General features: G+C 57.7%; 21 protein-coding genes. 10 read left to right on the top strand and 11 right to left on the bottom strand.

Going from position 1 to position 19,881, the window contains the following annotated elements; all coding sequences use genetic code 11:
• Positions 1-247: 247 nt before the first annotated feature.
• Complete coding sequence (locus MCG44_RS02820; protein WP_240286680.1) at positions 248-2,557, bottom strand: DUF3987 domain-containing protein; 2,310 nt, start codon at positions 2,555-2,557, stop codon at positions 248-250.
• Between the two features lie 136 nt (positions 2,558-2,693).
• The gene (locus tag MCG44_RS02815) at positions 2,694-2,927 is read right to left on the bottom strand and encodes a hypothetical protein (RefSeq protein WP_033121804.1); all 234 of its coding nucleotides are present in this window, start codon (positions 2,925-2,927) and stop codon (positions 2,694-2,696) included.
• A 159-nt stretch (positions 2,928-3,086) separates the two neighbouring features.
• Here MCG44_RS02815 and MCG44_RS02810 point away from each other — a divergent pair, with 159 nt between their 5' ends.
• On the top strand, positions 3,087-3,728 hold the full coding sequence (locus MCG44_RS02810; protein ID WP_240286678.1) for a helix-turn-helix domain-containing protein: 642 nt from the start codon (positions 3,087-3,089) through the stop codon (positions 3,726-3,728).
• Positions 3,694-4,680 (top strand): tyrosine-type recombinase/integrase, encoded by a 987-nt coding sequence (locus tag MCG44_RS02805; RefSeq protein WP_240286676.1) that lies wholly within the window; start codon positions 3,694-3,696, stop codon positions 4,678-4,680. Before MCG44_RS02810 ends, MCG44_RS02805 begins: the two co-directional genes overlap by 35 nt.
• A 251-nt stretch (positions 4,681-4,931) precedes the next feature.
• On the opposite strand, the gene rpsI is transcribed toward MCG44_RS02805, so the two are convergent.
• Positions 4,932-5,336 carry a 30S ribosomal protein S9 gene (gene rpsI, locus MCG44_RS02800; protein ID WP_147571081.1) on the bottom strand — a complete coding sequence of 135 codons (405 nt, stop codon included), beginning with the start codon at positions 5,334-5,336 and terminating at the stop codon, positions 4,932-4,934.
• A gap of 16 nt (positions 5,337-5,352) precedes the next feature.
• Entirely contained in the window at positions 5,353-5,784 is a 432-nt protein-coding gene (gene rplM, locus MCG44_RS02795; protein WP_147571082.1) for a 50S ribosomal protein L13, read from the bottom strand.
• A gap of 275 nt (positions 5,785-6,059) precedes the next feature.
• Between rplM and MCG44_RS02790 the strand changes: the two genes are divergently transcribed.
• A complete protein-coding gene (locus MCG44_RS02790) occupies positions 6,060-6,824 on the top strand; it encodes a tRNA 2-thiocytidine biosynthesis TtcA family protein (RefSeq protein ID WP_240286674.1) in 765 nt (254 codons plus the stop codon).
• A gap of 114 nt (positions 6,825-6,938) precedes the next feature.
• On the opposite strand, the gene MCG44_RS14860 is transcribed toward MCG44_RS02790, so the two are convergent.
• The 3 genes from MCG44_RS14860 to MCG44_RS02780 are packed head-to-tail and all read right to left on the bottom strand — an operon-like array spanning position 6,939 to position 8,222.
• On the bottom strand, positions 6,939-7,073 hold the full coding sequence (locus MCG44_RS14860) for a hypothetical protein (protein WP_263858369.1): 135 nt from the start codon (positions 7,071-7,073) through the stop codon (positions 6,939-6,941).
• Positions 7,074-7,080: 7 nt separating this feature from the next.
• Positions 7,081-7,671 carry a DNA-3-methyladenine glycosylase I gene (locus MCG44_RS02785; RefSeq protein ID WP_240286673.1) on the bottom strand — a complete coding sequence of 197 codons (591 nt, stop codon included), beginning with the start codon at positions 7,669-7,671 and terminating at the stop codon, positions 7,081-7,083.
• A gap of 11 nt (positions 7,672-7,682) precedes the next feature.
• On the bottom strand, positions 7,683-8,222 hold the full coding sequence (locus MCG44_RS02780) for a methylated-DNA--[protein]-cysteine S-methyltransferase (RefSeq protein WP_240286671.1): 540 nt from the start codon (positions 8,220-8,222) through the stop codon (positions 7,683-7,685).
• Between the two features lie 297 nt (positions 8,223-8,519).
• Here MCG44_RS02780 and ychF point away from each other — a divergent pair, with 297 nt between their 5' ends.
• From ychF to MCG44_RS02760, 4 genes are all read left to right on the top strand, one after another.
• On the top strand, positions 8,520-9,608 hold the full coding sequence (ychF, locus tag MCG44_RS02775; protein ID WP_240286668.1) for a redox-regulated ATPase YchF: 1,089 nt from the start codon (positions 8,520-8,522) through the stop codon (positions 9,606-9,608).
• Between the two features lie 119 nt (positions 9,609-9,727).
• Positions 9,728-10,285: a chromate transporter gene (locus tag MCG44_RS02770; protein ID WP_147571088.1), complete on the top strand. Its 558-nt coding sequence runs from the start codon at positions 9,728-9,730 to the stop codon at positions 10,283-10,285.
• Positions 10,282-10,845: a chromate transporter gene (locus tag MCG44_RS02765; protein WP_240286666.1), complete on the top strand. Its 564-nt coding sequence runs from the start codon at positions 10,282-10,284 to the stop codon at positions 10,843-10,845. Before MCG44_RS02770 ends, MCG44_RS02765 begins: the two co-directional genes overlap by 4 nt.
• A 79-nt stretch (positions 10,846-10,924) precedes the next feature.
• Positions 10,925-11,488 carry a prolyl-tRNA synthetase associated domain-containing protein gene (locus tag MCG44_RS02760; RefSeq protein ID WP_147571090.1) on the top strand — a complete coding sequence of 188 codons (564 nt, stop codon included), beginning with the start codon at positions 10,925-10,927 and terminating at the stop codon, positions 11,486-11,488.
• 48 nt (positions 11,489-11,536) lie between these two features.
• Here MCG44_RS02760 and MCG44_RS02755 read toward each other — a convergent pair whose 3' ends face one another.
• From MCG44_RS02755 to MCG44_RS02740, 4 genes are all read right to left on the bottom strand, one after another.
• Positions 11,537-12,241: a coenzyme F420-0:L-glutamate ligase gene (locus tag MCG44_RS02755; RefSeq protein WP_240286664.1), complete on the bottom strand. Its 705-nt coding sequence runs from the start codon at positions 12,239-12,241 to the stop codon at positions 11,537-11,539.
• Between the two features lie 102 nt (positions 12,242-12,343).
• The gene (mtaB, locus tag MCG44_RS02750) at positions 12,344-13,636 is read right to left on the bottom strand and encodes a tRNA (N(6)-L-threonylcarbamoyladenosine(37)-C(2))-methylthiotransferase MtaB (RefSeq protein ID WP_240286662.1); all 1,293 of its coding nucleotides are present in this window, start codon (positions 13,634-13,636) and stop codon (positions 12,344-12,346) included.
• On the bottom strand, positions 13,633-13,968 hold the full coding sequence (locus MCG44_RS02745) for a cupin domain-containing protein (protein WP_147571093.1): 336 nt from the start codon (positions 13,966-13,968) through the stop codon (positions 13,633-13,635). Before MCG44_RS02745 ends, mtaB begins: the two co-directional genes overlap by 4 nt.
• Positions 13,969-14,024: 56 nt before the next feature.
• A complete protein-coding gene (locus MCG44_RS02740; RefSeq protein WP_147571094.1) occupies positions 14,025-15,443 on the bottom strand; it encodes an AAA family ATPase in 1,419 nt (472 codons plus the stop codon).
• A 243-nt stretch (positions 15,444-15,686) separates the two neighbouring features.
• Here MCG44_RS02740 and MCG44_RS02735 point away from each other — a divergent pair, with 243 nt between their 5' ends.
• The 3 genes from MCG44_RS02735 to MCG44_RS02725 all read left to right on the top strand — a co-directional run bounded on the left by MCG44_RS02735 (position 15,687) and on the right by MCG44_RS02725 (position 19,760).
• Positions 15,687-16,688, top strand: a complete 1,002-nt coding sequence (locus tag MCG44_RS02735) for an SH3 domain-containing protein (protein ID WP_240286660.1) — start codon at positions 15,687-15,689, stop codon at positions 16,686-16,688.
• 104 nt (positions 16,689-16,792) lie between these two features.
• Positions 16,793-17,170 carry a BlaI/MecI/CopY family transcriptional regulator gene (locus MCG44_RS02730; RefSeq protein WP_240286658.1) on the top strand — a complete coding sequence of 126 codons (378 nt, stop codon included), beginning with the start codon at positions 16,793-16,795 and terminating at the stop codon, positions 17,168-17,170.
• A 1-nt stretch (position 17,171) separates the two neighbouring features.
• The gene (locus MCG44_RS02725) at positions 17,172-19,760 is read left to right on the top strand and encodes a M56 family metallopeptidase (protein ID WP_240286656.1); all 2,589 of its coding nucleotides are present in this window, start codon (positions 17,172-17,174) and stop codon (positions 19,758-19,760) included.
• Positions 19,761-19,881: the final 121 nt, after the last annotated feature.

The following is a 19,881-nucleotide window of genomic DNA, read 5'->3' as shown; positions in this document are numbered from 1 at the left end:
GCTCTCCGAGGGGGATGCGGCTCCTGCGGGAGCCTCCCTGACTTGCGTGTGCTATCCACACAGCAAGTCAGGTGTGTCCGGCATCCTTGCTTCTGTAAGCAATCCTGCCGCCCACGGTTCGGGAAAATCCACCGGATTCTCCCGAACCATCCATCTCCAAATCTGCGGATTTTTCGATGGGGACGGTGGTGCGATACCAGAGTATAACTCTGTGCAGGAAATGCAATAAATGCAGAAAATTCCGGTTTCATGCTGCGGGGTTCACAATGATTTTCACATCGGCTGGTCTGCCTACCGACTGGCGTTCCGGTTCTTCCAGCCGAATGTATCCATGTCCCTCCAGCAGTCCCAGCGTCGGAAAAATCTCCTCCGTTTTCTTAAAGAACTTCCCCCGGCACATCTGAAAAAGCTCAGAACGTTTGATCACCGATACGTTCTTCTTTTTCAGCTTTGCCAAGACAAATTTGGCTTTCTGGATGGTTAAGTCAGTGCCCATCATGGAATAGGCGTAGGTGGAATGAGCCAGAAAGTATTTGCCGATCTGAATCGCCTTGCTCATCGTAGAAGCGGTCACTTCTGCTTTGTCATCTTCCATATCAGCACAGTGCAACAGTCCCGCAATCCGGAGTACGGCACCGATATATTTGCTTGCCCAATCGGAAATTGCCTGCCCCTCGCCAACCAGAAACTTCTCATGTTCCTGAAAGTAATCGGCCATCAGGTCAAAGGCTTTTTCTGAAAGGTGTACCGTCTGGGCATCTCCACCAATCGGCAGAGCCATCAGGCGAAAAATCAAGCTGCGGTAAGCGGCGATTACCTCGGGCGGGATTGGCTGGGTACGAAAGACCCGGCTGCCAATTCTGGACGGTGGGGACGCATACAGGAAGCGGGCAATCAAGCCCCGCCCGGTCATGGTGGTATTGGACATGATTTCATCCAGCACACTGGGCTGAATAGAGAGGATAGCCGACAGTGCCGGGTGCATGATGCACTCTGCTTCACGGGTCATTCGATCCACATAAATGGCATCTCCACAATGACCTTTCAGCCAGACATCAATGTTGGATTTGTTGGAATACCATCCGGCCATGATGTCAAAGATGCCGCCCTCGGTGGAGATCACGGAGAACACTCCGTTGTTGGCTGCCATCAAGCTGGTCAGAGCTTCACTGGAACAATCGTCGGCAAAAAAGCGAACCGGCTTTCGTTCTGGAGTTTCTTCCAGCTGTTCCTGAAGCTGCCGTAGTTCCAGCTCCATTTCCCGGCTTTCCTTGCGCTCCAGCTTCTTTTGTAGACCGGAGATCTGGCGCTCCAAAGATTCCCGCTGCAAATGGTTTTCCCGTATTTCCATGCTGTGCGCCTTGTTATATTCCTGCTCATACTCATAGAGGAATGTGGTCATATCCCGCATGACGCTGGACTTTCGCTCCCCCGGTGCGGCGATCACCACTGTGTACAAGCTCAAAGGCTCACAGTATCCTGGCGTTCCCTCTATCTTGTATTTCCCTTGTAAGCAGGTTGCCAGCACACCCAGGCTGATCACCGCTGCCATATCCGGGGCAGTCTGACTGTGTTCGGCCACCGCACTCACATAATTCCGAATCACATCCGGGAGAGCGTCTACCGGAAATGCAGGCAGATCACTCCACTGTGGCGTCAGCGGAACAATAGGTTGAAAAACCGGTGACGGCTCCGCTTTTGGAGTGTAGATTTCCCGGCAATGCTCGATTGCCTTCTGAATGGTGATTGCACCATACGTTGTGCCGGATTGCTGCCGGTCCCATTTATCCCGCATCAATCCCGACTGCCGGAACATAGTGTCCATCTTGGCAGCATCCCGTCCTGTCCAAAAGGCGAGATGACTGCACAGCGCCAGATCTGCCTCTGATGGGGACGAATATCCCTCCAGCGAACCGTTCCAAAGGGCTGTGAACGCTGCCCCATTCTTACTGCTTTTTGCCAGTTGCAGAAGCTGCTCCACGCTTAAATCAGAGTTTTTTGCATTTATTGCATTTTCTGCGCCTATCTCTGGCCTGCGCATGAACTTGTCCAGTAACACTTGCAGCTCCTGGGTCCGGTCACCATACTCATAATCCTCACAGCGGTTTCCGGTCACGGTCACATATTTGTTGGTTGCTCCTGCCACATAAGCCTCGATTCCGGCCTGATGGTTCATAATGTAGAATCGCTTGGTATCATACTGAAAGCCCTTTGCCGAAAAGAGGATGTGCAGACCGTTGCCGCTGGGACTGTACTCGGTATAGCTGTGCATTAAGGCCACAATTTCTGCGGCAGTCTGGGTGTAATAGCCGCTGTCCGAAACGCAGTTGTCTAGGTCAATCGCACAGATTCCGTTGAAAATGCCAATTCCGATGCCATCATATCCGCTGGCCTGCACTGCCGTTTTATAAGGTACAAAGCTGGAAGGCTCATTGCTTCTCGCTCCCAGACCGGTTTCCGGCTGGTATGGCACCTTCGTTTTCCTCCCACTCCATTCCTCGTACTTCCAGCAGCAGAACAGACCATTTTGTATGATGCTGTCTGGTAAAGCTGTCAAATTCTGTTCCTCCTTAAACAATTGTTGAATTTTGCAGCTGTCGTGTTATAATATCCTAGCTGAGTGATAGTCACACGGCAGCTGCCGTTTGTACTGTCCGCCAAGAGTTCTCATCTGCCAGGATGAGGGCTCTTTTTTATGCGGTTTCCGGCTGGAAGTATCCAATTTCCTCCCACACCTTTCTGTCGGGGCAGTAGTAGTTGTACTCGTTAGAGTTTTCCAGCTTGATTGCATAGCCGAATTTCAGGATTCCCTGCTGCAAACCAATGCGCACATACTGGGCATCTTTGTGCATGGCGGCTGCAATCTCGGTGATGGGGACATTGCGTCCGGTGAAGGGCGGCAGTTCGACATAAACTTTCTTCTCCATGTGAATGACCTCCTTATTGCCGATATGCGAATTATTAGTTCGTGTTTTGATTATAAGCCATCCATGACAGCTTGTCAACACTAAATACGAAAAAATTATTCGTATTGCAACCTTGTAATTCGCACCGCTTCGTGTTACAATACAAACGAGGTGATGACAATGCACAACAACCCAGCCGAAATTGGCGAGAGAATCAAGGCAGCCCGCAAGGCCGCTCACTTGAGCCAAACAGAGCTGGCACAGCGTCTGGACAAGACGATGCGCACAGTTCAAAAATACGAAAGCGGTGAAATTGAGCCATCCATAGCGATGATCAATGCCATCGCCAAAATCTTAAACATATCTCCGGCAGACCTGATTGGCTACCAGAAACCCGAAATCCAGCTGGACAGCCTGTCTGATGTGATTGCGGTTCTTTACCAATTAAACAAGAAGGCCGGTATCCGGTTCGAGATCGATGTCCAGCGCCCGCCCCACAGCGAAGAATGGTCCTGCTCCCTGAAATTCAAAGGAAATGACCACTCCGCCGAGATGAATGATTCCCTGTGCCTGATTTTGGAAGAGTTCCGGGATGAGCGTGAAAAGTTGGAAACCTATTGGACCGATCAAGAATCCTTTGACCGCTGGATTGAAAAGGAACTGGCCTACTACGCAGATGCCAAGTTGCAGGACAAGGAAGTGGAAGTCCTCTCCGATTTGGAGCGCATTCAGCGGCGCAACGAACTGGATCGGCAGATGCTGGAGAAAATGAAAAAGGCCCTATGCAGTGAGGAAAACGGTAGGGTGGCACGTCAACCCTGAAACAGGAAAGTCTGTTCAGGAACAAATCACCATCGGCTATGCGGCAACCAGAGCAAAGGGGCTGCAAATGCTGGCAGAGTACAACAACAATCCCTTTGACATCAAGGCATCCAAAGCCACCTTCCAGGAGGTCTATGAACGCTGGTCAAAGGAGAAGTTCCCCACCATCTCCAAGTCAAACGTAAAAGGCTATGAGGCGTCCTATCGGGTGTGCGGAACACTTTACAACAAGGTGTTTCGGGACATTCGGCTGATGGACCTTCAATTTGTGGTGGACACCTGTGAGAAGAATTACCCCACTCTGAAAAAACTCAAGGGGCTGTTCAACCAGCTGTATGCCTACGCCATGAAAAACGATATCTGCAACAAGGATTACTCCGAGTTTGTGGATTTGAGCCGGTACAAGGATAAAAATCCAAACAAACGTGACCGGAACAAGTTCACAAAGGAGCAGATTGCCCGCCTATGGGAGCTTGCAGAGGACCCGTACTATCAGATCGTGCTGATGCTGATCTACAACGGCTGCCGCATCTCGGAGTTCCTCGACTTGAAGAAGGAAAACGTACATCTGGAAGAACAGTACTTCGATGTGATCGCCAGCAAAACCGAAAACGGCCTGCGGAAAGTTCCCATTGCCGACAAGGTACTGCCATTCTACAAAGCGTGGTACGAAGGTTCTCAGTGTGAATATCTGCTCCACACGCCAGATCAAAAGCACTTTGATTACAGGAACTACTACGACAGTTACTTCACGCCCCTGATGGAGCAGCTTGGATATGACCAGACGCCGCACTGTACCCGACATACCTGCATCTCCATGCTGACAGAGGCCCATGTAGACCAAACCATGATCAAGAAGATTGTCGGACACTCCGGTGCCATGACGCTCACCGAACATGTCTACACCCACCTGGATATTGAAACACTGGTGGAGGCAATCAACAAGATCTAAAAGGAAGAAGGAAAAGCCGTGCAGCACAAAAAAGCAGGAGATACGCTCCTTGCGGAACGATCTCCTGCTTCATAAGGCTTTTGTTTTTGCTTGCGATCCTTGTTCCTTGTATGCTCCTTGCTTGCTCCTTACAGAGAAAAACGAAACACTTTTGAGGAACTCTCACAACACCAAAACCATCCAATTTTCTGCAAAACAGCGTCCAAAGACGTACTGAGAAGCAGTGGAAATTATCTCTTGGGTAAGTGAGATTAGCGCTTGCTGAACTGAGGCGCGCGACGGGCGGCTTTGAGGCCGTACTTCTTGCGCTCCTTCATTCTGGGGTCGCGGGTCAGGAACCCGGCGGCCTTCAGAGCAGGGCGGTACTCCTCGTTGACCAGCAGCAGAGCGCGGGCAATACCGTGACGGATAGCGCCGGCCTGGCCGGTGACGCCGCCGCCGGTAACGGTGGCCACGATGTCCACCTTACCCACAGTCTCCGTGGTGACCAGGGGCTGACGGACAATGAGCTTCAGGGTCTCCAGACCAAAGTAGTCGTCGATGTCACGGCCATTGATGGTGATGGCTCCGGTGCCGTTCTCGAACAGGTGCACGCGGGCCACGGAGGACTTCCGGCGGCCGGTGCCGTAGAAATAAGGCTTCTTGCTCTTATACATGATCTAAATCCTCCTCTTACTCAGCGTCCCAGACCTGGGGCTTCTGGGCAGCGTGCTCATGCTCGCCGCCGCGGTAAATGTGCAGGCGAGTCAGGGAGTCCTTGGCGATGATGTTCTTGGGCAGCATCCCGCGGATGGCCAGCTTCATGGCCAGCTCGGGCTTAGTCTGCATCAGGGTGCGGTACTTGACTTCCTTCAGGCCGCCCACCCAGCCGGAGTGGGAGCGGTAATACTTCTGGTCCAGCTTCTTGCCGGTCAGAACAGCCTTCTCAGCATTGATGACGATAACGAAATCGCCGCAGTCGGCGTTGGGGGTAAACTCGGGCTTGCGCTTACCGCGCAGCAGATCAGCGGCCAGAGCGGCTGTCTTGCCCAGAGGCTTGCCAGCAGCGTCCAGGACGTACCAGCTACGCACGATGTTCCCCTTGTTTGCCATAAAAGTGGACATAGGTGAAACCTCCATTTTCCTCTACTTATCTCAACCATTTGGTCAATGATAAAAACATTTTGCCCAACTCTGTACAAGCGGAGCGTTTTGTATTATAGTACGGGAGTAAGCGGGTGTCAACTGATATTTCATGTTTTTTTAGCAAAAGATCAGATATCTTTTATTTTCTCTTATATTCTTTCGATATCTCTTGATATCTCATTTTTAATTTTTGTTTTTATTCAGTCAAAACTTCAGTTTTTGTAACAGTTTTACTCAAATGGAGGAGATCCCCCATGAACAAGATTCTATCCCTGACTCGCCGGTGTGTAGAGGACTATCATATGATACAGCCCGGCGACCGGGTAGCCGTCGGTGTATCCGGCGGAAAGGACTCCTTGGTCCTGTTGATGGCGCTGGCCAAGCTGCGTGAGTTTTACCCTATCCCCTTCACGGTAGAGGCTTTTACCCTGGATATGGGTCATTCCGATGGGAGGGACGGGATGGACTTCTCCCCCATCACCCGTCTGTGCGGGGAACTAGGTGTTCCCTACACCATACTGAGCAGTGAGATCCAGCACATCATTTTCGATATCCGCCGGGAGAAGAACCCTTGCTCCATGTGCGCGAAAATGCGCCGTGGGGCTCTTCACCAGGCCATTCTGGACCGGGGCATCACCAAAATAGCCCTGGGCCACCACTATGATGACGCCATTGAGACCTTTTTCATGTCTTTGATCTTTGAGGGGCGACTGTCATGTTTTCAGCCTGTCACCTTCTTAGATCGGACCGGCATCACCCAGATTCGCCCTCTCCTCTATTGTGGCGAAAATCTGATTCAGCACACGGCTCAGAGGCTGGGATTGCCCGTAGTCAAAAATCCCTGTCCAGCCAATGGGAACACCAAACGGCAGGAGATCAAGGAGCTCATCTACGAACTTCAGGGACGCTACCCTGGGCTGAAAGCCCGCGCCTTCGGCGCCATGCAGCGCCTTCCCTTGCCGGAGTGGGGACCAGTGGAGAACCGGAGGCGGCCTTTGCCGGAGGAGCTTGGCGAATAACAGGACGGTGTGCTACTACTAGATACAATATACTCAGTTATACCAGAGGTACCGTCGGGAGACATAAAAACGGCCGCCTGTGCAGAAATGCACAGGCGGCTTTCTGATTTCTCTCTATTCTTTCGCCAGCAAGTGTTCCAAGCTCTGGCGCACCTTTTCTAGGTCCGGGTCGCAGAGCAGCGGCAAGACAGATACCAGCGCCTCTCCCTCCAGTTCCCACCACCGGAACCGGAGGAGTAATTCAGTCAAACTCTCGTCAAAGCGCCGCTTCAGAAAGCGGGCTGGGTCCGGGACGGCGCTCCAGAAAGCAGCCCTCCTCATGGGACCAAATGACCCCTACGGCCTGGAGGTAGGCGTAGATGATGACTGTCCCCACAAAAGTCATTCCCCGTTTTTTCAGATCCTTGGATACCCGGTCGGACAGCGGGGAGCTGGCCTTCCCCTGCTCACAGACCACCTGGCCCTCCGTCCAGTGCCACAGATAGCGGTCGAAGCTGCCCCACTCCCTCTGAATCTCTCGGAACACCCGGGCGTTCTGGACGGCGGCAGCGATCTTCCTCCCGTTGCGGATGATGCCTGGGTCACTTTTCAAGCGGGCCTGCTCCTCCGGTCCATAGGAGCACACTTTCTCCAGGTTGAAGCCGTCAAAGGCCCTGGAAAAAGCCTCCCACTTATTGAGGACACACTCCCAGGACAGTCCAGCCTGAAAATTCTCCAGGATCAGCATTTCAAAGAGCTTTTGGTCGTCGTGGACGGGGACCCCCCACTCCTTATCGTGGTATTGGAGGTACCGGGGGTTGTTGGGGTTAGCCCACGGGCACCTTGTCTTTCTATCTGGCCAGTCCATGCTCCCCCTCCTCACAGCGCCGTTCCCCGTGTAGGGGTGCTGAGTGTTGTCACATCAATCCCCTCCAAAGAGAGGAGATACCTTTTCTTTTCCAATCCTCCGGCATAGCCGGTCAAGCTGCTGTCGCTCCCCACCACCCGGTGGCAGGGAATGATGATGGAGATGGGATTATGCCCCACCGCGCCGCCCACTGCCTGGGCCGACATGGAGGCTCTGCCCAGGCGAGCCGCCATCTCTTTCGCCAGGTGACCATAGGTCGTCAGCTCTCCATATGGAATCTGGCACAGCAGCTCCCACACCGCCTGGCGGAACTCTCCGCCCCGCGGCGCCAAGGGGAGCTCCGACGGGTCAGGCCTCTCCCTTGCAAAGTACCGCTCCAGCCATGTTCGGGTCATAGCAAAGACGGGCAGGTCATCCCTTTGGACCAGTTCCTCCCGGATGGCGCCGCCAAAATATTTCTGGCCCTCCATCCACAGGCCTGTCAGACTGGTCCCATCGCTGGCCAGCATAAGAGGGCCGACGGGTGAATCATAGCCGGTCCGGTAGTACATCGTTTTTCCTCCTCTACTCCATGTTTCAAACCGCCCAGGTACGCTCCCGCCTGAAATTGGCTTCTGGCGGTGGGGGAAGGGACAAGGCGGTTAGATTCTTTCATAGAACTATTATACCATATTTCTCTAAAAATCGCCCCGTTTTTTTATCCACTGGACCGGCCTTTTGGGCCACTCCACAGGGAAAATCCAAGCCTCCCCGTCGGATTTCTGCCTGTCACCCCTTGCATCCCCGGCTTAAAACAGATATAATATTTGGGCTGATTCATAAAATACCATTTGGAAAGAGGGATCGCCTTGAAATTGGGCATCGTGGGGCTTCCAAACGTTGGAAAGAGCACCCTGTTCAACGCCATCACCAACGCTGGCGCCGAGAGCGCCAACTACCCCTTCTGCACCATCGACCCCAACGTGGGCATGGTGGCTGTCCCTGACTACCGGCTGGATAAGCTGTCCGAGATGTACCACCCCAAGAAGACCACACCAGCGGTCATCGAATTTGTGGACATCGCCGGTCTGGTGAAGGGAGCCAGCAAGGGAGAGGGCCTGGGCAACAAATTCCTAGGCAACATCCGCATGACCGACGCCATTGTCCATGTAGTCCGGTGCTTTGATGACGACAACGTCATCCATGTGGAGGGGTCCACTGATCCCGTCCGGGACATGGACACCATCGACCTGGAACTGGTAATGGCTGATTTGGAGATGGCAGAGCGGCGCATTGACAAGGCCAAAAAGATGGCCAAGGGGGACAAGAAGTTCCTTCAGGAGGCGGCCGACTTTGAGGGCCTGCGGGACTGGCTCAACGACGGCAAATCCGCCCGCTCCTATGAAGCGGTGGATATCGCCGCCGAATATCCCGACTGTGAGTTGCTGTCCTTAAAGCCCGTCATCTACGCCGCCAATTTGGACGAGGAGGGATTCTCAGATCCCCACTCCGTCCCCTACTACCAGCAGGTGGAGGAGCGGGCCGCCGCTCAGGGGGCCCAGGTCATCCCCGTGTGCGCCAAGCTGGAGGCGGAGATCGCCCAGCTGGACGGCGAGGAGAAGAAGATGTTTCTGGACGACCTGGGGGTAGCCGAGTCCGGCCTGGACCGGCTGGTGAAGGCCAGCTACACCCTGCTGGGCCTGATCTCCTACTTGACCTCCGGCGAGGACGAGTGCCGGGCCTGGACCATCGTGAAGGGGACCAAGGCCCCCCAGGCCGCTGGCAAGATACACTCCGATTTTGAACGGGGTTTCATCCGGGCTGAAGTGGTCTCTTACGAGGACCTGATGGCCTGTGGCACCATGGCCGCCGCCAGGGAGAAGGGCCTGATCCGCTCTGAGGGCAAGGAGTATGTCGTCCAGGACGGCGATATCATCCTCTTCCGATTTAATGTATAGGACCTGTCCGCCTACCCAGGAGCACCCCGCGCCCCACCGCCGCGCCGCGTTGAAGGCGGGGGCCGCCGTCCTGTCTGGGCTCTATATCTGAATATTGATCGCTGAGAGGTAGCTGCTACATGAATATTATGGTCGATCTGTTCGTCACCTTCGCCAAGGTGGGGGTATGCACCTTTGGCGGCGGCTATGCCATGCTTCCCATCCTTCAGCGGGAGGTGGTGGAGAAAAAGGGCTGGGCCACCGAGGAGGAGCTCACCGACTACTTCGCCGTGGGACAGTGCACCCCCGGTATTATCGCGGTAAATACCGCCACCTTCATCGGATACAAGTACAGGGGAATCCCTGGCGGTGTGCTGGCCACCCTGGGCCTGGTCTTTCCCTCCCTTGTCATCATCACCTTGATCGCCGCCTTCCTGTCCAACTTTGCGGATATCCCTGTGGTCCAGCATGCGTTGGCGGGCATCAACGCCGCTGTGGTGGCCCTGATTGCCGCTAGTGTGGTCAAGCTGGGCAAGTCCAACTTGAAGGACGCCCTGTCTGTATGTATTTTCCTGGCTGTCCTGCTGCTGGCCTTCTTTGTGGACCTGTCCCCCGTCATTCTTATTGTGTGCTCCGGCGTGGTTGGCTATGTGGCCCGTATGATAGCCGGTATGAAGAAGGGAGGGGCTGACCAATGATCTTACTGCGCCTGTTTTTTGAATTTGCCAAGGTGGGCCTCTTTGCCGTGGGCGGTGGACTGGCCACCATCCCCTTCCTCCAGGACATGGGGACCCGCACTGGCTGGTTCACCGACGTGGAGCTGACCACCATGATCGCCGTGTCCGAGTCCACCCCCGGTCCCATGGGTGTCAACATGGCCACCTATGTGGGCTTTGAGATCTTCGGTCTACCCGGCGCTGTGGTTGCCACTCTGGGGCTCATCTTCCCCTCCATCGTAGTTATCATCATCATCGCCGGCTTCCTCCAGAAATTCCGCCAGTCCAAGGCGGTGGACGCCGTCTTTTACGGCCTGCGCCCCGCCTCTACCGGGCTGATTGCCTCCGCTGGGTTGAGCGTGGCTGTTTCGGTATTCCTGCTGGTGGGCGGCACTGCGGAGCACACCTTTGCCCTCCACTGGCCCTCTATCGCCCTGGCCGTAGCTATCTTCCTGTGTATGCAGACCAAGAAGCTGAAGAAGCTCCATCCCATTGTCTTTATCGCCGCTGCCGCCGTGATCGGCGCTATATTCCAGTTTTAAAGCGGACAGCGCCCGCCCCACGGAGGGGCAGGCGCTCTCTTTTCACGTTCCACTACCATCTAAATTACGAGGGACCGATATGTACATAGATAAAAACCGCTATACCACCCGCCCCACTGACGACCGCATCCCCCAGGAATTTGCCATCTATGACCGGCTGGAGGAGCTGTCCATTCCCTTTGTCCGGGTTGACCATGACCACGCCGACACCATTGAGTTCTGCCAGGAGGTAGAGGCGGTCCTGGGCTCTAAGATCTGCAAAAATCTGTTTCTCTGCAACCGCCAGCAGACGGAGTTCTATCTGTTGATGATGCCGGGCGACAAGCCCTTTAAAACCAAATTCCTGTCCGCCCAACTGGGGTGCGCCCGGTTGTCCTTCGCCGATGACGGCCATATGCGAGACTTCCTTCAGACCGTTCCCGGCTCCGTATCCGCTCTGGAGCTGCTCTTTGACGCCCAACATCAGGTCCAGTTGGTCATTGACCGGGATCTGCTGGCCGACGAATTCATCAGTGGCCACCCTGGCCGCTCCACCTCTACCCTCCAGTTGAAGCGGGAGGATCTGCTGAGATTTGTGGAGTCCACCGGCCACAGCCCCATCTATGTGGATCTGCCCGACCCCCGTATGGAGGATCAGGCATGAAAAAGCCTCCGGCCCCTTGCTAACGGGCCGGAGGCTTTTGTTTTCCTGTTATGCCCGGCGGATGATGCCCATGGGCGTACATTCCTCTCCCTGGCCCAGGGGGTTATCCCCCAGGATCTTGGCGATCTGGTCCATAGAGGGCTGTTTTTCCGAGAAGCCTAAAATATTGGCCCCCAGGTCGTTGATGTCCACGATGGCCACCGGGTGTCCAAGGGCCTTCGCCAGACTCTTGGCCGTCCCCATGGGGTCGGCCGGAGTGAGGACCACATAGTGGTCATAGGGCGGAATGGTGCCCTCCGTAGGGCCGTCGATGCCTCTGGCTTTCGGTCCGGCCACAATGTAGAACCACCCCTTCTTTCCCAGCAGCTTGCCGATGACCGAGCAGAAGGCGGCGAAGAGGATGCGCAAGGTACCGCACTCCTGAAGGGCCATCTCCATAGTCTCCGGAATCCCCAGGCCAATGCCCGCCGGGGTCTTAGTGACATAGCGGCTCAAGGTGACGGCCAGCTTACGGGGCTTAATATCCTCCATGGGGATGGCACGGCACTGGGTACAGGCCACTGCCTTCTCCGAAATGAAGAGAATATCTCCCTCCCTCATCAGGTCCTGGGGATATTTTTTCACCACGTCCGCCATATCGTCATCCTTTGTGATCAAGTGTGTCTTGACCGGGATACGAATATAGTCCACCCCATCCACCGCGCGGATCAGGTTTTTCCCCGGATTGGGGGTAAAGTTCATCTCTTCGCTCATTTGTGAAGCGCTCCTCTCAACGGGCAGCGTGATGCCCTAAACATTATCGCCCAGCAGCGGCTCCTATTATAACACCGGCGGCCTTCGAGAGCCACATTTTTTTCAATCCGCCTCCCGCCCCAGCAGGACGCTGCCCTCCACAGCGGTGAAAGTTACCTGTCTGATCTGATTGTGCAGGTTCTCCCCGCTTTGGAGGGCAACCTCTGTATACCGGGTGGTGTGGCCCCGCCACAGGCCGTCCCGCTCCTCCTCAAAGAGGACAGGCAGGGTCCGCCCCACAAACCGCTCCAGGTATTCCCGCTCCATCTGGGCGGCCACGGCCGCTCCCCGCCGAGCCCGCTCCTCCTTGATGGCCTTAGGCACCTGGCCCGCCATCTGGGCCGCCGGAGTGCCTGGCCGCTTGGAGTAGGGGAAAATGTGCATGGCGGAAAATGCGCACCGCTGGATAAAGTCCATTGTCTGCCCAAATTCCGCCTCCGTCTCCCCCGGAAAGCCCACGATCATATCCGTAGTGATGGCCGGGTCCTCGAAGTGGTCCCGCAACAGGGCCACGCTCTCATAAAACCGCTCTGTGTCATATTTCCGGTTCATCCGCTTCAGGGTGGCGTCACAGCCGCTCTGCATGGACAGGTGGAAGTGGGGACACAGGTTGTCCAGCCGGGCCGCCCTGGTACAGAACTCCCTGGTGACAGTCCGGGGCTCCAGAGAGCCCAGCCGGACCCGGCAGCCGGGGACCGCCTGACACACCCCTTCAACCAGGTCGATGAGAGCAGTGCCATCCTTTCGCTCCTGTCCCCATGAGGAAATTTCGATGCCGGTGAGGACCAGTTCCTGGTAGCCCTCCGCCGCCAGTTGGGCGGCCTGTTCCTTCGCTTTTTCCAAAGGCAGGGACCGGATGGGGCCTCTGGCGTATGGGATGATACAGTAAGTACAGAAGTTGACGCAGCCGTCCTCCACCTTCAGCATGGCCCTGGTGCGGCCCTCCAGCCCGCCGGCGGGCAGGACCTCAAAGGCCCGCCTTTTCAGCGCGTCGTCCAGGGCGGTGATGGGCTGGCGCTCCCGCCAGGTCCGCTCCAGCAGGTCTACAAAGCCGGCCCGGTCCCCGGTGCCGGACACCAGGTCAATGGACAGCCCCTCCAGCTCCGCCGGATGCGTCTGGGGATAGCAGCCGCACACGGCAATGACGGCGTCCGGGGCGCGCTTTCTGGCCCGGCGGATCACCTGTCTGGACTTCTTGTCACTTACTGCGGTGACCGTGCAGGTGTTGATGATGTAGGCGTCTGCCTCTCCCTCAAAGGGCACCAGAAGATGGCCACGGGCAGTCACGATCTGCTCCAGGGCCTGTGTCTCGTACTGGTTGACCTTGCATCCAAGGGTGTAAAAGGCGATTCTCATGCGCCGTGGTTGGGAATGATGGCCACCAGGACCAGGTCCTCGGTGCCGTCATTCATCAGGCGGTGGCCATGGCCCTTGGGGCAGTAATGAAAGCTGCCGGGAGCCAGCGGCTCGTCCACTCCGTCACACAGTACCTTTCCGGTCCCGGACAGGATATAGAACGCCTCGCTGTCCACCTCATGGGTGTGCATCCCCAGGTGGCTGCCGGGGGTCAGGCGGATCTGCATGATCTTGTTATTTTCGTCCTGGAAGGTCCGGGTGTACATCTCCCCCTCCCCGCCTCGAGGCTTGGGGACCAGGTTCTCCTGCAGCTTTTCAAACTCTATGAGCATAATTTTTCCTCCTTATGTTGCGCTCTTTCCCTCTGTCTTTCAGGGGAGAGCAGTTCTTACGGCTTGATATCCTGGGGCAGCAGCTCCATCAGCTGCTCCCTGGTGGGGCCGTCCAGCTGGGCCACCCGGTCCGCCTGACGAGCCACCGCCTTCTCAAAGAGGTTGCGTACCTCTCTGGCGTTGCCAAAGTTCTCGTCCCGGTTCCGGTACAGCTCCTCCAGTTCCCTTCGGGCCAGCCCCTCCCCCTCTCCGGACAGGGCATAGCCGTTCTTACGGCACATGGACACGAAAATATCCATAAGCTGGGCGGCGTCGTAGTCCTCAAAGAAGAAATACTTGTTGAATCGGGACTCCAGCCCCGGATTGGCGTGGATAAATCGCTCCATCCGGTCCGTGTAACCGGCCACGATGACGATCAGGTCCTTTCGGTGGTCCTCCATGTTTTTCAGCAGCACCTCGATGGCCTCATGTCCGAAGTCGTTGGCGCTGTCCGAGCTGGCCAGGGCGTAGGCCTCATCGATAAACAGCACGCCGCCCACCGCCTTCTGTACCGCCTCCTGGGTTTTCAGGGCAGTCTGGCCCACAAAACCGGCCACCAGTCCGGACCGGTCCACCTCCACCATCTGCCCGGTGGACAGCACCCCTATCGCCTGGTATATCTTGGCCAGCAGCCGGGCTACCGTGGTCTTGCCAGTCCCCGGATTTCCCATGAATACCAGGTGGAGGGACATGGGCGGGACGGGCAGGCCCGCCTCCTCCCGAAGCCTGCGCACCTTCACCAGATTGATGAGGCTCTTCACATCGGACTTCACCTTGTCCAGGCCGCATAGCCCGTCCAGCTCGGCCAGCAGCTCCTCCAACTTGGGACGTTCAGCGGCAGGCCCTTCCTCTTTCTTTTCCGTGGGCTCCTCCCTCTGCGGCTGGGCAGGGGGCGGAGGCGGGACAGGCCGTCGGGCGATGAAGTCGTCCGCCTTCAAGGCGGGACGGTCAGCACGCAGCCCCTCCTGGTCGCACAGGTGGAGGAGAGTGTCGTTACAGGAGTTGACAAACCCCGCCTCGCTCTCGCTCACCACATCGTCCACAGCGGCCAGCAGGAGTAGGACCAGGGTAAGCTGGTCAGCAAATCGCCGGGCCAGAGTGGTTCCCTTCATCCGGTCGTACCGGAGCAGGTCCTGGAAAAAGGCGGGGGGCTGAAACAGGTCAAAGCCGGCCACCCCTGTGGCCACCTCCCAGTACAGGGCGGAGGGCACCGGATTCCCGGCAGAATAGACCGCATTATAAAATTCCACATGTCGGGGAGTGATGGCGCTGGCGTTGTCCGCCTGCCACACCCCCAGGGCATATTGGCGCATATAGCCGTCCACCTGACGGCTGAACGTCAGGCGCAGAGCCGGGTCCGGAATCAATTTGCGGAAGGCGGTGACGATTTCGTTGTACTGCTTATGCACCTCGCCGGCGGTCATAGTCCCCTTCATCGCGCACCCCTCTCTTCCCGCGCCAGCGGCACGGGGGCTTTGTTCCTTTTATTATAAAAGAAAGGGGGGCGGCGGTCAAGGATACACGCCTCCCTTTCTCTCCTTCTCACGAAATTCCGACATAAGATTATGAACATTTTGTTATTTCGACATTTTTCGTTGACGACACTATAAAATCCTTGTACAATGGACTATATCCCCTTGTTGACGCAAGGATATCCTAGCTTGTGGAGGAACTCGATCATGGCAGAAAAACAGGCCCCCTCCCGCCGCGGCGGAGCCAGCACCCAGAATGCTCCCCGGCGCAACGATGTGATACGCTGTGACAAATGCGGCGAGTACTACGCAACTACTTATAAACGCTGTCCCTTCTGTGACGAGCGCCCTGGACGGGGCGGAGGCAGTGGACGGCGTGTGGCCAATACCCGAGGCGGCGGCTACGGAGGACCGGTGAATCCGGTCCAGGTGGTAGCTCTGGTCATCTCTCTGGTCTTGATCATCGCCGCGCTGTTTATCGTCTTTACCAAACTGCTCCCCCTGTTTACCCAGGACAAGGACGGTGGCTCCTCCTCGGCGGGTACCAGCCAGAGCACCTCCATCGGCGGCTCCACCTCTACAAGCTCCCCTGACGGCAGCTCCCCCAATTCCAGCCAGAGTGGCGGAGACCAGTCAGAGCAGCCGGATCCCCAGCCCGACCCCGAACCTGTGGCTGTGTCCAGCCTGACGCTGAATAAGTCCGACATCACCCTCCAGGCCAATGAAACATTTGAATTTGTGGTCAAGGTGGACCCCGCCGACGCCACAGTTGCCTGGTCCAGCAGCGATGAGTCGGCCCTGACCGTCACCCAGGACGGTATGATCACCAATGTGAATACCACCGGTGATCTGGTCAAGGTCACGGTCACCGCCACCGCCGGAGACAAGACCGCCCAGTGTACTGTTTACTGCAGGGGTTCTGGCGCCTCCTCCAGCGGCAGCACCGGCGGCCAGAGTGGAAATACTGGCTCCACCGGTGGGAACACTGGAACTACCGGCACCATCGCCCCTAACACGCCCGCCACCATTGTAAACGCTGAGAACGGTTTGAATATCCGCTCCGGCCCAGGCAAGGAGTACGACGTGGTGGCCAGTGCTTCCAACGGCGCCAAGATCACCGTCTTGGAGGAAACCAACGGCTGGTGCAAATTTGACTACGGCGGAGGCAAAATCGGCTACATATCCAAGGACTATGTCTCGGTCGGCTGATATTCATTGAAAGCTGGGGCCCGCTGGGCCCCAGTTTTTCTTGACATTCCAATTAGACAGTTGTAAAATATAGATAGACAAACGTCTAATAAGGAGGTGCCGATATGACCGACGCGCTGACCCGACTTCCCGACGCGGAGCTTGAGGTGATGCAGGCCCTGTGGGCTCTGGATGCCTACCCTGCTCACACGGCGGACATCGCCGCCCGGCTGGAGCGGGACTGGAAGGCCCCCACCCTGCTCAAGCTGCTCTCCCGGTTGGAGGAACGGGGCTTCGTCCGGGGGGAGAAGGCCGGCAGAGCGAACCTGTATACCCCGCTGGTCGCCCAAAAGGACTATCTGAAGGCCGAGAGCCGTTCCTTTCTGGACCGGCTCCACGGCGGCTCGCTGCCCAGTCTGGTGGCCGCCCTGCTGCCCGACGCCAAGCTGACCCAGGAGGACGTGGCCGCGCTGGAGGCGCTGCTGGAAAAAGGAGGTCGCTGATATGGCAGAAAATCTGACCCATCTTCTGGCCACCAGCCTGGGCTTCGGGGCCCTGATTGCCCTGCTTCTGTTCCTGCGCCGGCGGCTGGAGGGGCGGTTTGCCCCAACCTGGTGGCGGCAGGTGTGGACCTGGCTGATGGTGGTCATGTTCCTGTACCTGCCCGCCCGGTCCTTTCTGGCTGTCTGGGTACCCTCCCTCGTTGATGTGGCCACCCCCCAGGCGGTGGTGGAGGGGGCTTACGACCGGGTGAACGGCTATTCGCGGGACCACGAGCGGATCGTGGAGGCCGGGAGCGGCGGGGCCGGCGGAGCCATGGCGACCATTGATGGAGAAAATATCTGGTTCCGACACCATGTCCACTATGAGGATACCGTGGGCCGGGATGTGCTGATCCGGGACAACGACTACCTGCGCACGGTCACCATAGACGGCGCCACCACCTACACCGTACACTGGACCGGGGCGGCCTATCTGGTCTACGAGCTGACCGCCGCCGCCCTCTTTTTCGGGGGGCTGGTCCGCTATGGGCTGTTCCGCCGCCGGGCTCTCCGGCAGAGCGTCCCCGCCGGGGAGGAGGATCTGGCCGCCCTGGCGGAGCAGAGGAGGGTGGTGGGCTGTGACCGCCCGGTGGAGCTGTACCGCTGCACCCTGGTCCACACTCCGCTGCTCATGGGATTTCTCCACCCGGTCATTCTGCTGCCCCAGGGCCAGACCGGCGGCAGTCTGGGGACCGCCCTGGCTCACGAGCTGACCCATCTGAAGCACCGGGACACCGGCTATCTGCTTCTGATTTCTCTGGTCCGAAGTCTCCACTGGTTTAACCCTCTGGTATGGCTCATGGCCCGCCGGGCGCGGCAGGATGTGGAGCTGTGCTGTGACTACGAGCTGCTGAAGGCCCGGGACGAGGCGGGCCGCCGGGCCTATGGCCGGACCCTTCTGGACCAGATGACCGCCGGGGAGCATGGCCTGTCCCGGCTGACCACCGGCTTTTCCGGGGACAAGAGGGAGGTCTTTGCCCGCTTCCGGGCCATCATGGACAGCTCGCCCAAGCGCCGGGGCCGGGCGGCGATGGCGGCGGCGATGGCCGCCGCTGTGCTGGCAGGCAGCCTGGTTGGCTGTCAGGCCGAGGCAGATAGGCCGGAGGGGGATGGAGCCTGGATCACCGCCCTGGACCCGGAGGCGGGCACAGTCGCCTATGTCCCCCTGACCCGGGAGCAGCTGTCCGACCCCGACGCCCTGTGGGATGAGGTATTTTCCGGAGATTTCCTGTCCCGTGAGCGCACAGCGGAGCTGGCGGAGGGGGCGTCTCTGCTCCACACTTGGGAGGGGGAGGCCTACTCCCTCAACCCCGTTACCATTCAGCACACCGTTGGCATGTCCCAGGCCGGCGTCCCCGGCGAGGTGGTGCTGGACGGAGCGGGGCGGGCGGTCCGGGTCCAGCTCTCTGACAGCGCCCACTTGGCTTTGGACGGGGCCGGCCTGGACTTTACTGGCTGGTGCGGCCGGATAGAGCTTCCGGGGCCGGGGGCCGCCCTTCTCTCCTCCATTCCTGTGGAGCCGGGCAGCATCTTTTTCTACGACGGCGGGGATAGTGTAACCATCGACCCGCAGAGCAGACAGGGCGCTGACAGCGACCACACTCAATATACCCTGCCGGTGTCAGCGGAGGCCGCCCAGGCCTGGGCAGAACTGGAAAACGCCGATTGGACCTATGGGTATACCCTCACAGTGGTGGACGGCACAGTTACTCAAATTGAGGCGAGGCCCTCGCCGGGGGCCTATCTTCCGTTGTCTCCCTCTGACGCGCTGGAGGCCATGTCGGACCTTCAGGGCGGGGATATTGCGGATATCTCCTTCTCCGGCGGCCCAGTGACCGTCGGCTGGGCGGAGGGGTTGGACCGGGATGAACTGGCCCGTATGATCCGTCAAGCCGCCGGACAGCCTCAGGTTCCGAAGGCGGGCACGCACAGCGACGAGGGCTTTCTGGACTATGGGCTTTGGACACTGAACCTCTATCTCAAAGACGGCAGCCGCCTTTCCCTCTACGCAGGGCGGTCAGAGGAACAGGTCAGCATCTCGGAGACCGTCCATCTGCAAGAATGCCCGGAGCTGTATCACTTGATCCGTTCCGCCTCAGACAGCACCCAGCACATCGCCGTCACAGACCCTGCCATCCTGGAGGTAATGGATCAGGTGCTGACAGATACCCTGGCCCTGTGGAATACGCCGGACCACGGCGGCGAATACAGGGCGTCCTATCTAGACGCTCAACTCACTGCCCTCTCCCTGCTGGAACCTCCGGAACCACTGGGGGACAGCGTGGCGCTGTACGGTTATGACCTGGGCTTTGTGGTGGATGACCTATTCAATGCCCCATGGGCGGACAGCTCCTGGGTAGACAGCCAGCTTCGCTATCATACCGGACTTAACGCTTATCTGGCGGCAGAGCGTGGAGGGGATGGCTCCGTCCTCCGCTGGGGTACCTTTCTGCACAAGTGCTCTCCGCCCTTTGGCAGTTGGGATGAAGAAATGCGGAGCGCCTTTTCCACCAGCGCCGCCCACGCCCTGGAGCGGGGCGGGGTGGAATAGCACCCCAACGACAGTGCGTGAGGCCGGCGGCAGAAAGCCGCCGGCCTCTTGAAATTTCCCATAAATTACGGTAAGATAACAAAAGAAACTGGGCGGCGGGGCCGCTCTTGTCAACGAGATT

The sequence above is a fragment of the Lawsonibacter sp. OA9 genome, assembly GCF_022440585.1.
This window is presented reverse-complemented; position numbering and strand designations above follow the sequence as displayed.

Excerpts from the sequence above, each read along its gene's own strand:
- MCG44_RS02745 (WP_147571093.1), bottom strand. The coding sequence starts at position 13,968 with ATGCTCATAGAGTTTGAAAAGCTGCAGGAGAACCTGGTCCCCAAGCCT.
- MCG44_RS02735 (WP_240286660.1), top strand. The coding sequence starts at position 15,687 with ATGGCAGAAAAACAGGCCCCCTCCCGCCGCGGCGGAGCCAGCACCCAG.
- MCG44_RS02725 (WP_240286656.1), top strand. The coding sequence starts at position 17,172 with ATGGCAGAAAATCTGACCCATCTTCTGGCCACCAGCCTGGGCTTCGGG.
- MCG44_RS02770 (WP_147571088.1), top strand. The coding sequence starts at position 9,728 with ATGAATATTATGGTCGATCTGTTCGTCACCTTCGCCAAGGTGGGGGTA.
- rplM (WP_147571082.1), bottom strand. The coding sequence starts at position 5,784 with ATGTCCACTTTTATGGCAAACAAGGGGAACATCGTGCGTAGCTGGTAC.
- MCG44_RS02755 (WP_240286664.1), bottom strand. The coding sequence starts at position 12,241 with ATGAGCGAAGAGATGAACTTTACCCCCAATCCGGGGAAAAACCTGATC.
- MCG44_RS02765 (WP_240286666.1), top strand. The coding sequence starts at position 10,282 with ATGATCTTACTGCGCCTGTTTTTTGAATTTGCCAAGGTGGGCCTCTTT.
- MCG44_RS02790 (WP_240286674.1), top strand. The coding sequence starts at position 6,060 with ATGAACAAGATTCTATCCCTGACTCGCCGGTGTGTAGAGGACTATCAT.
- MCG44_RS02760 (WP_147571090.1), top strand. The coding sequence starts at position 10,925 with ATGTACATAGATAAAAACCGCTATACCACCCGCCCCACTGACGACCGC.
- MCG44_RS02810 (WP_240286678.1), top strand. The coding sequence starts at position 3,087 with ATGCACAACAACCCAGCCGAAATTGGCGAGAGAATCAAGGCAGCCCGC.
- MCG44_RS02785 (WP_240286673.1), bottom strand. The coding sequence starts at position 7,671 with ATGGACTGGCCAGATAGAAAGACAAGGTGCCCGTGGGCTAACCCCAAC.
- rpsI (WP_147571081.1), bottom strand. The coding sequence starts at position 5,336 with ATGTATAAGAGCAAGAAGCCTTATTTCTACGGCACCGGCCGCCGGAAG.
- MCG44_RS02740 (WP_147571094.1), bottom strand. The coding sequence starts at position 15,443 with ATGAAGGGGACTATGACCGCCGGCGAGGTGCATAAGCAGTACAACGAA.
- MCG44_RS02730 (WP_240286658.1), top strand. The coding sequence starts at position 16,793 with ATGACCGACGCGCTGACCCGACTTCCCGACGCGGAGCTTGAGGTGATG.
- MCG44_RS02780 (WP_240286671.1), bottom strand. The coding sequence starts at position 8,222 with ATGTACTACCGGACCGGCTATGATTCACCCGTCGGCCCTCTTATGCTG.
- mtaB (WP_240286662.1), bottom strand. The coding sequence starts at position 13,636 with ATGAGAATCGCCTTTTACACCCTTGGATGCAAGGTCAACCAGTACGAG.
- MCG44_RS02815 (WP_033121804.1), bottom strand. The coding sequence starts at position 2,927 with ATGGAGAAGAAAGTTTATGTCGAACTGCCGCCCTTCACCGGACGCAAT.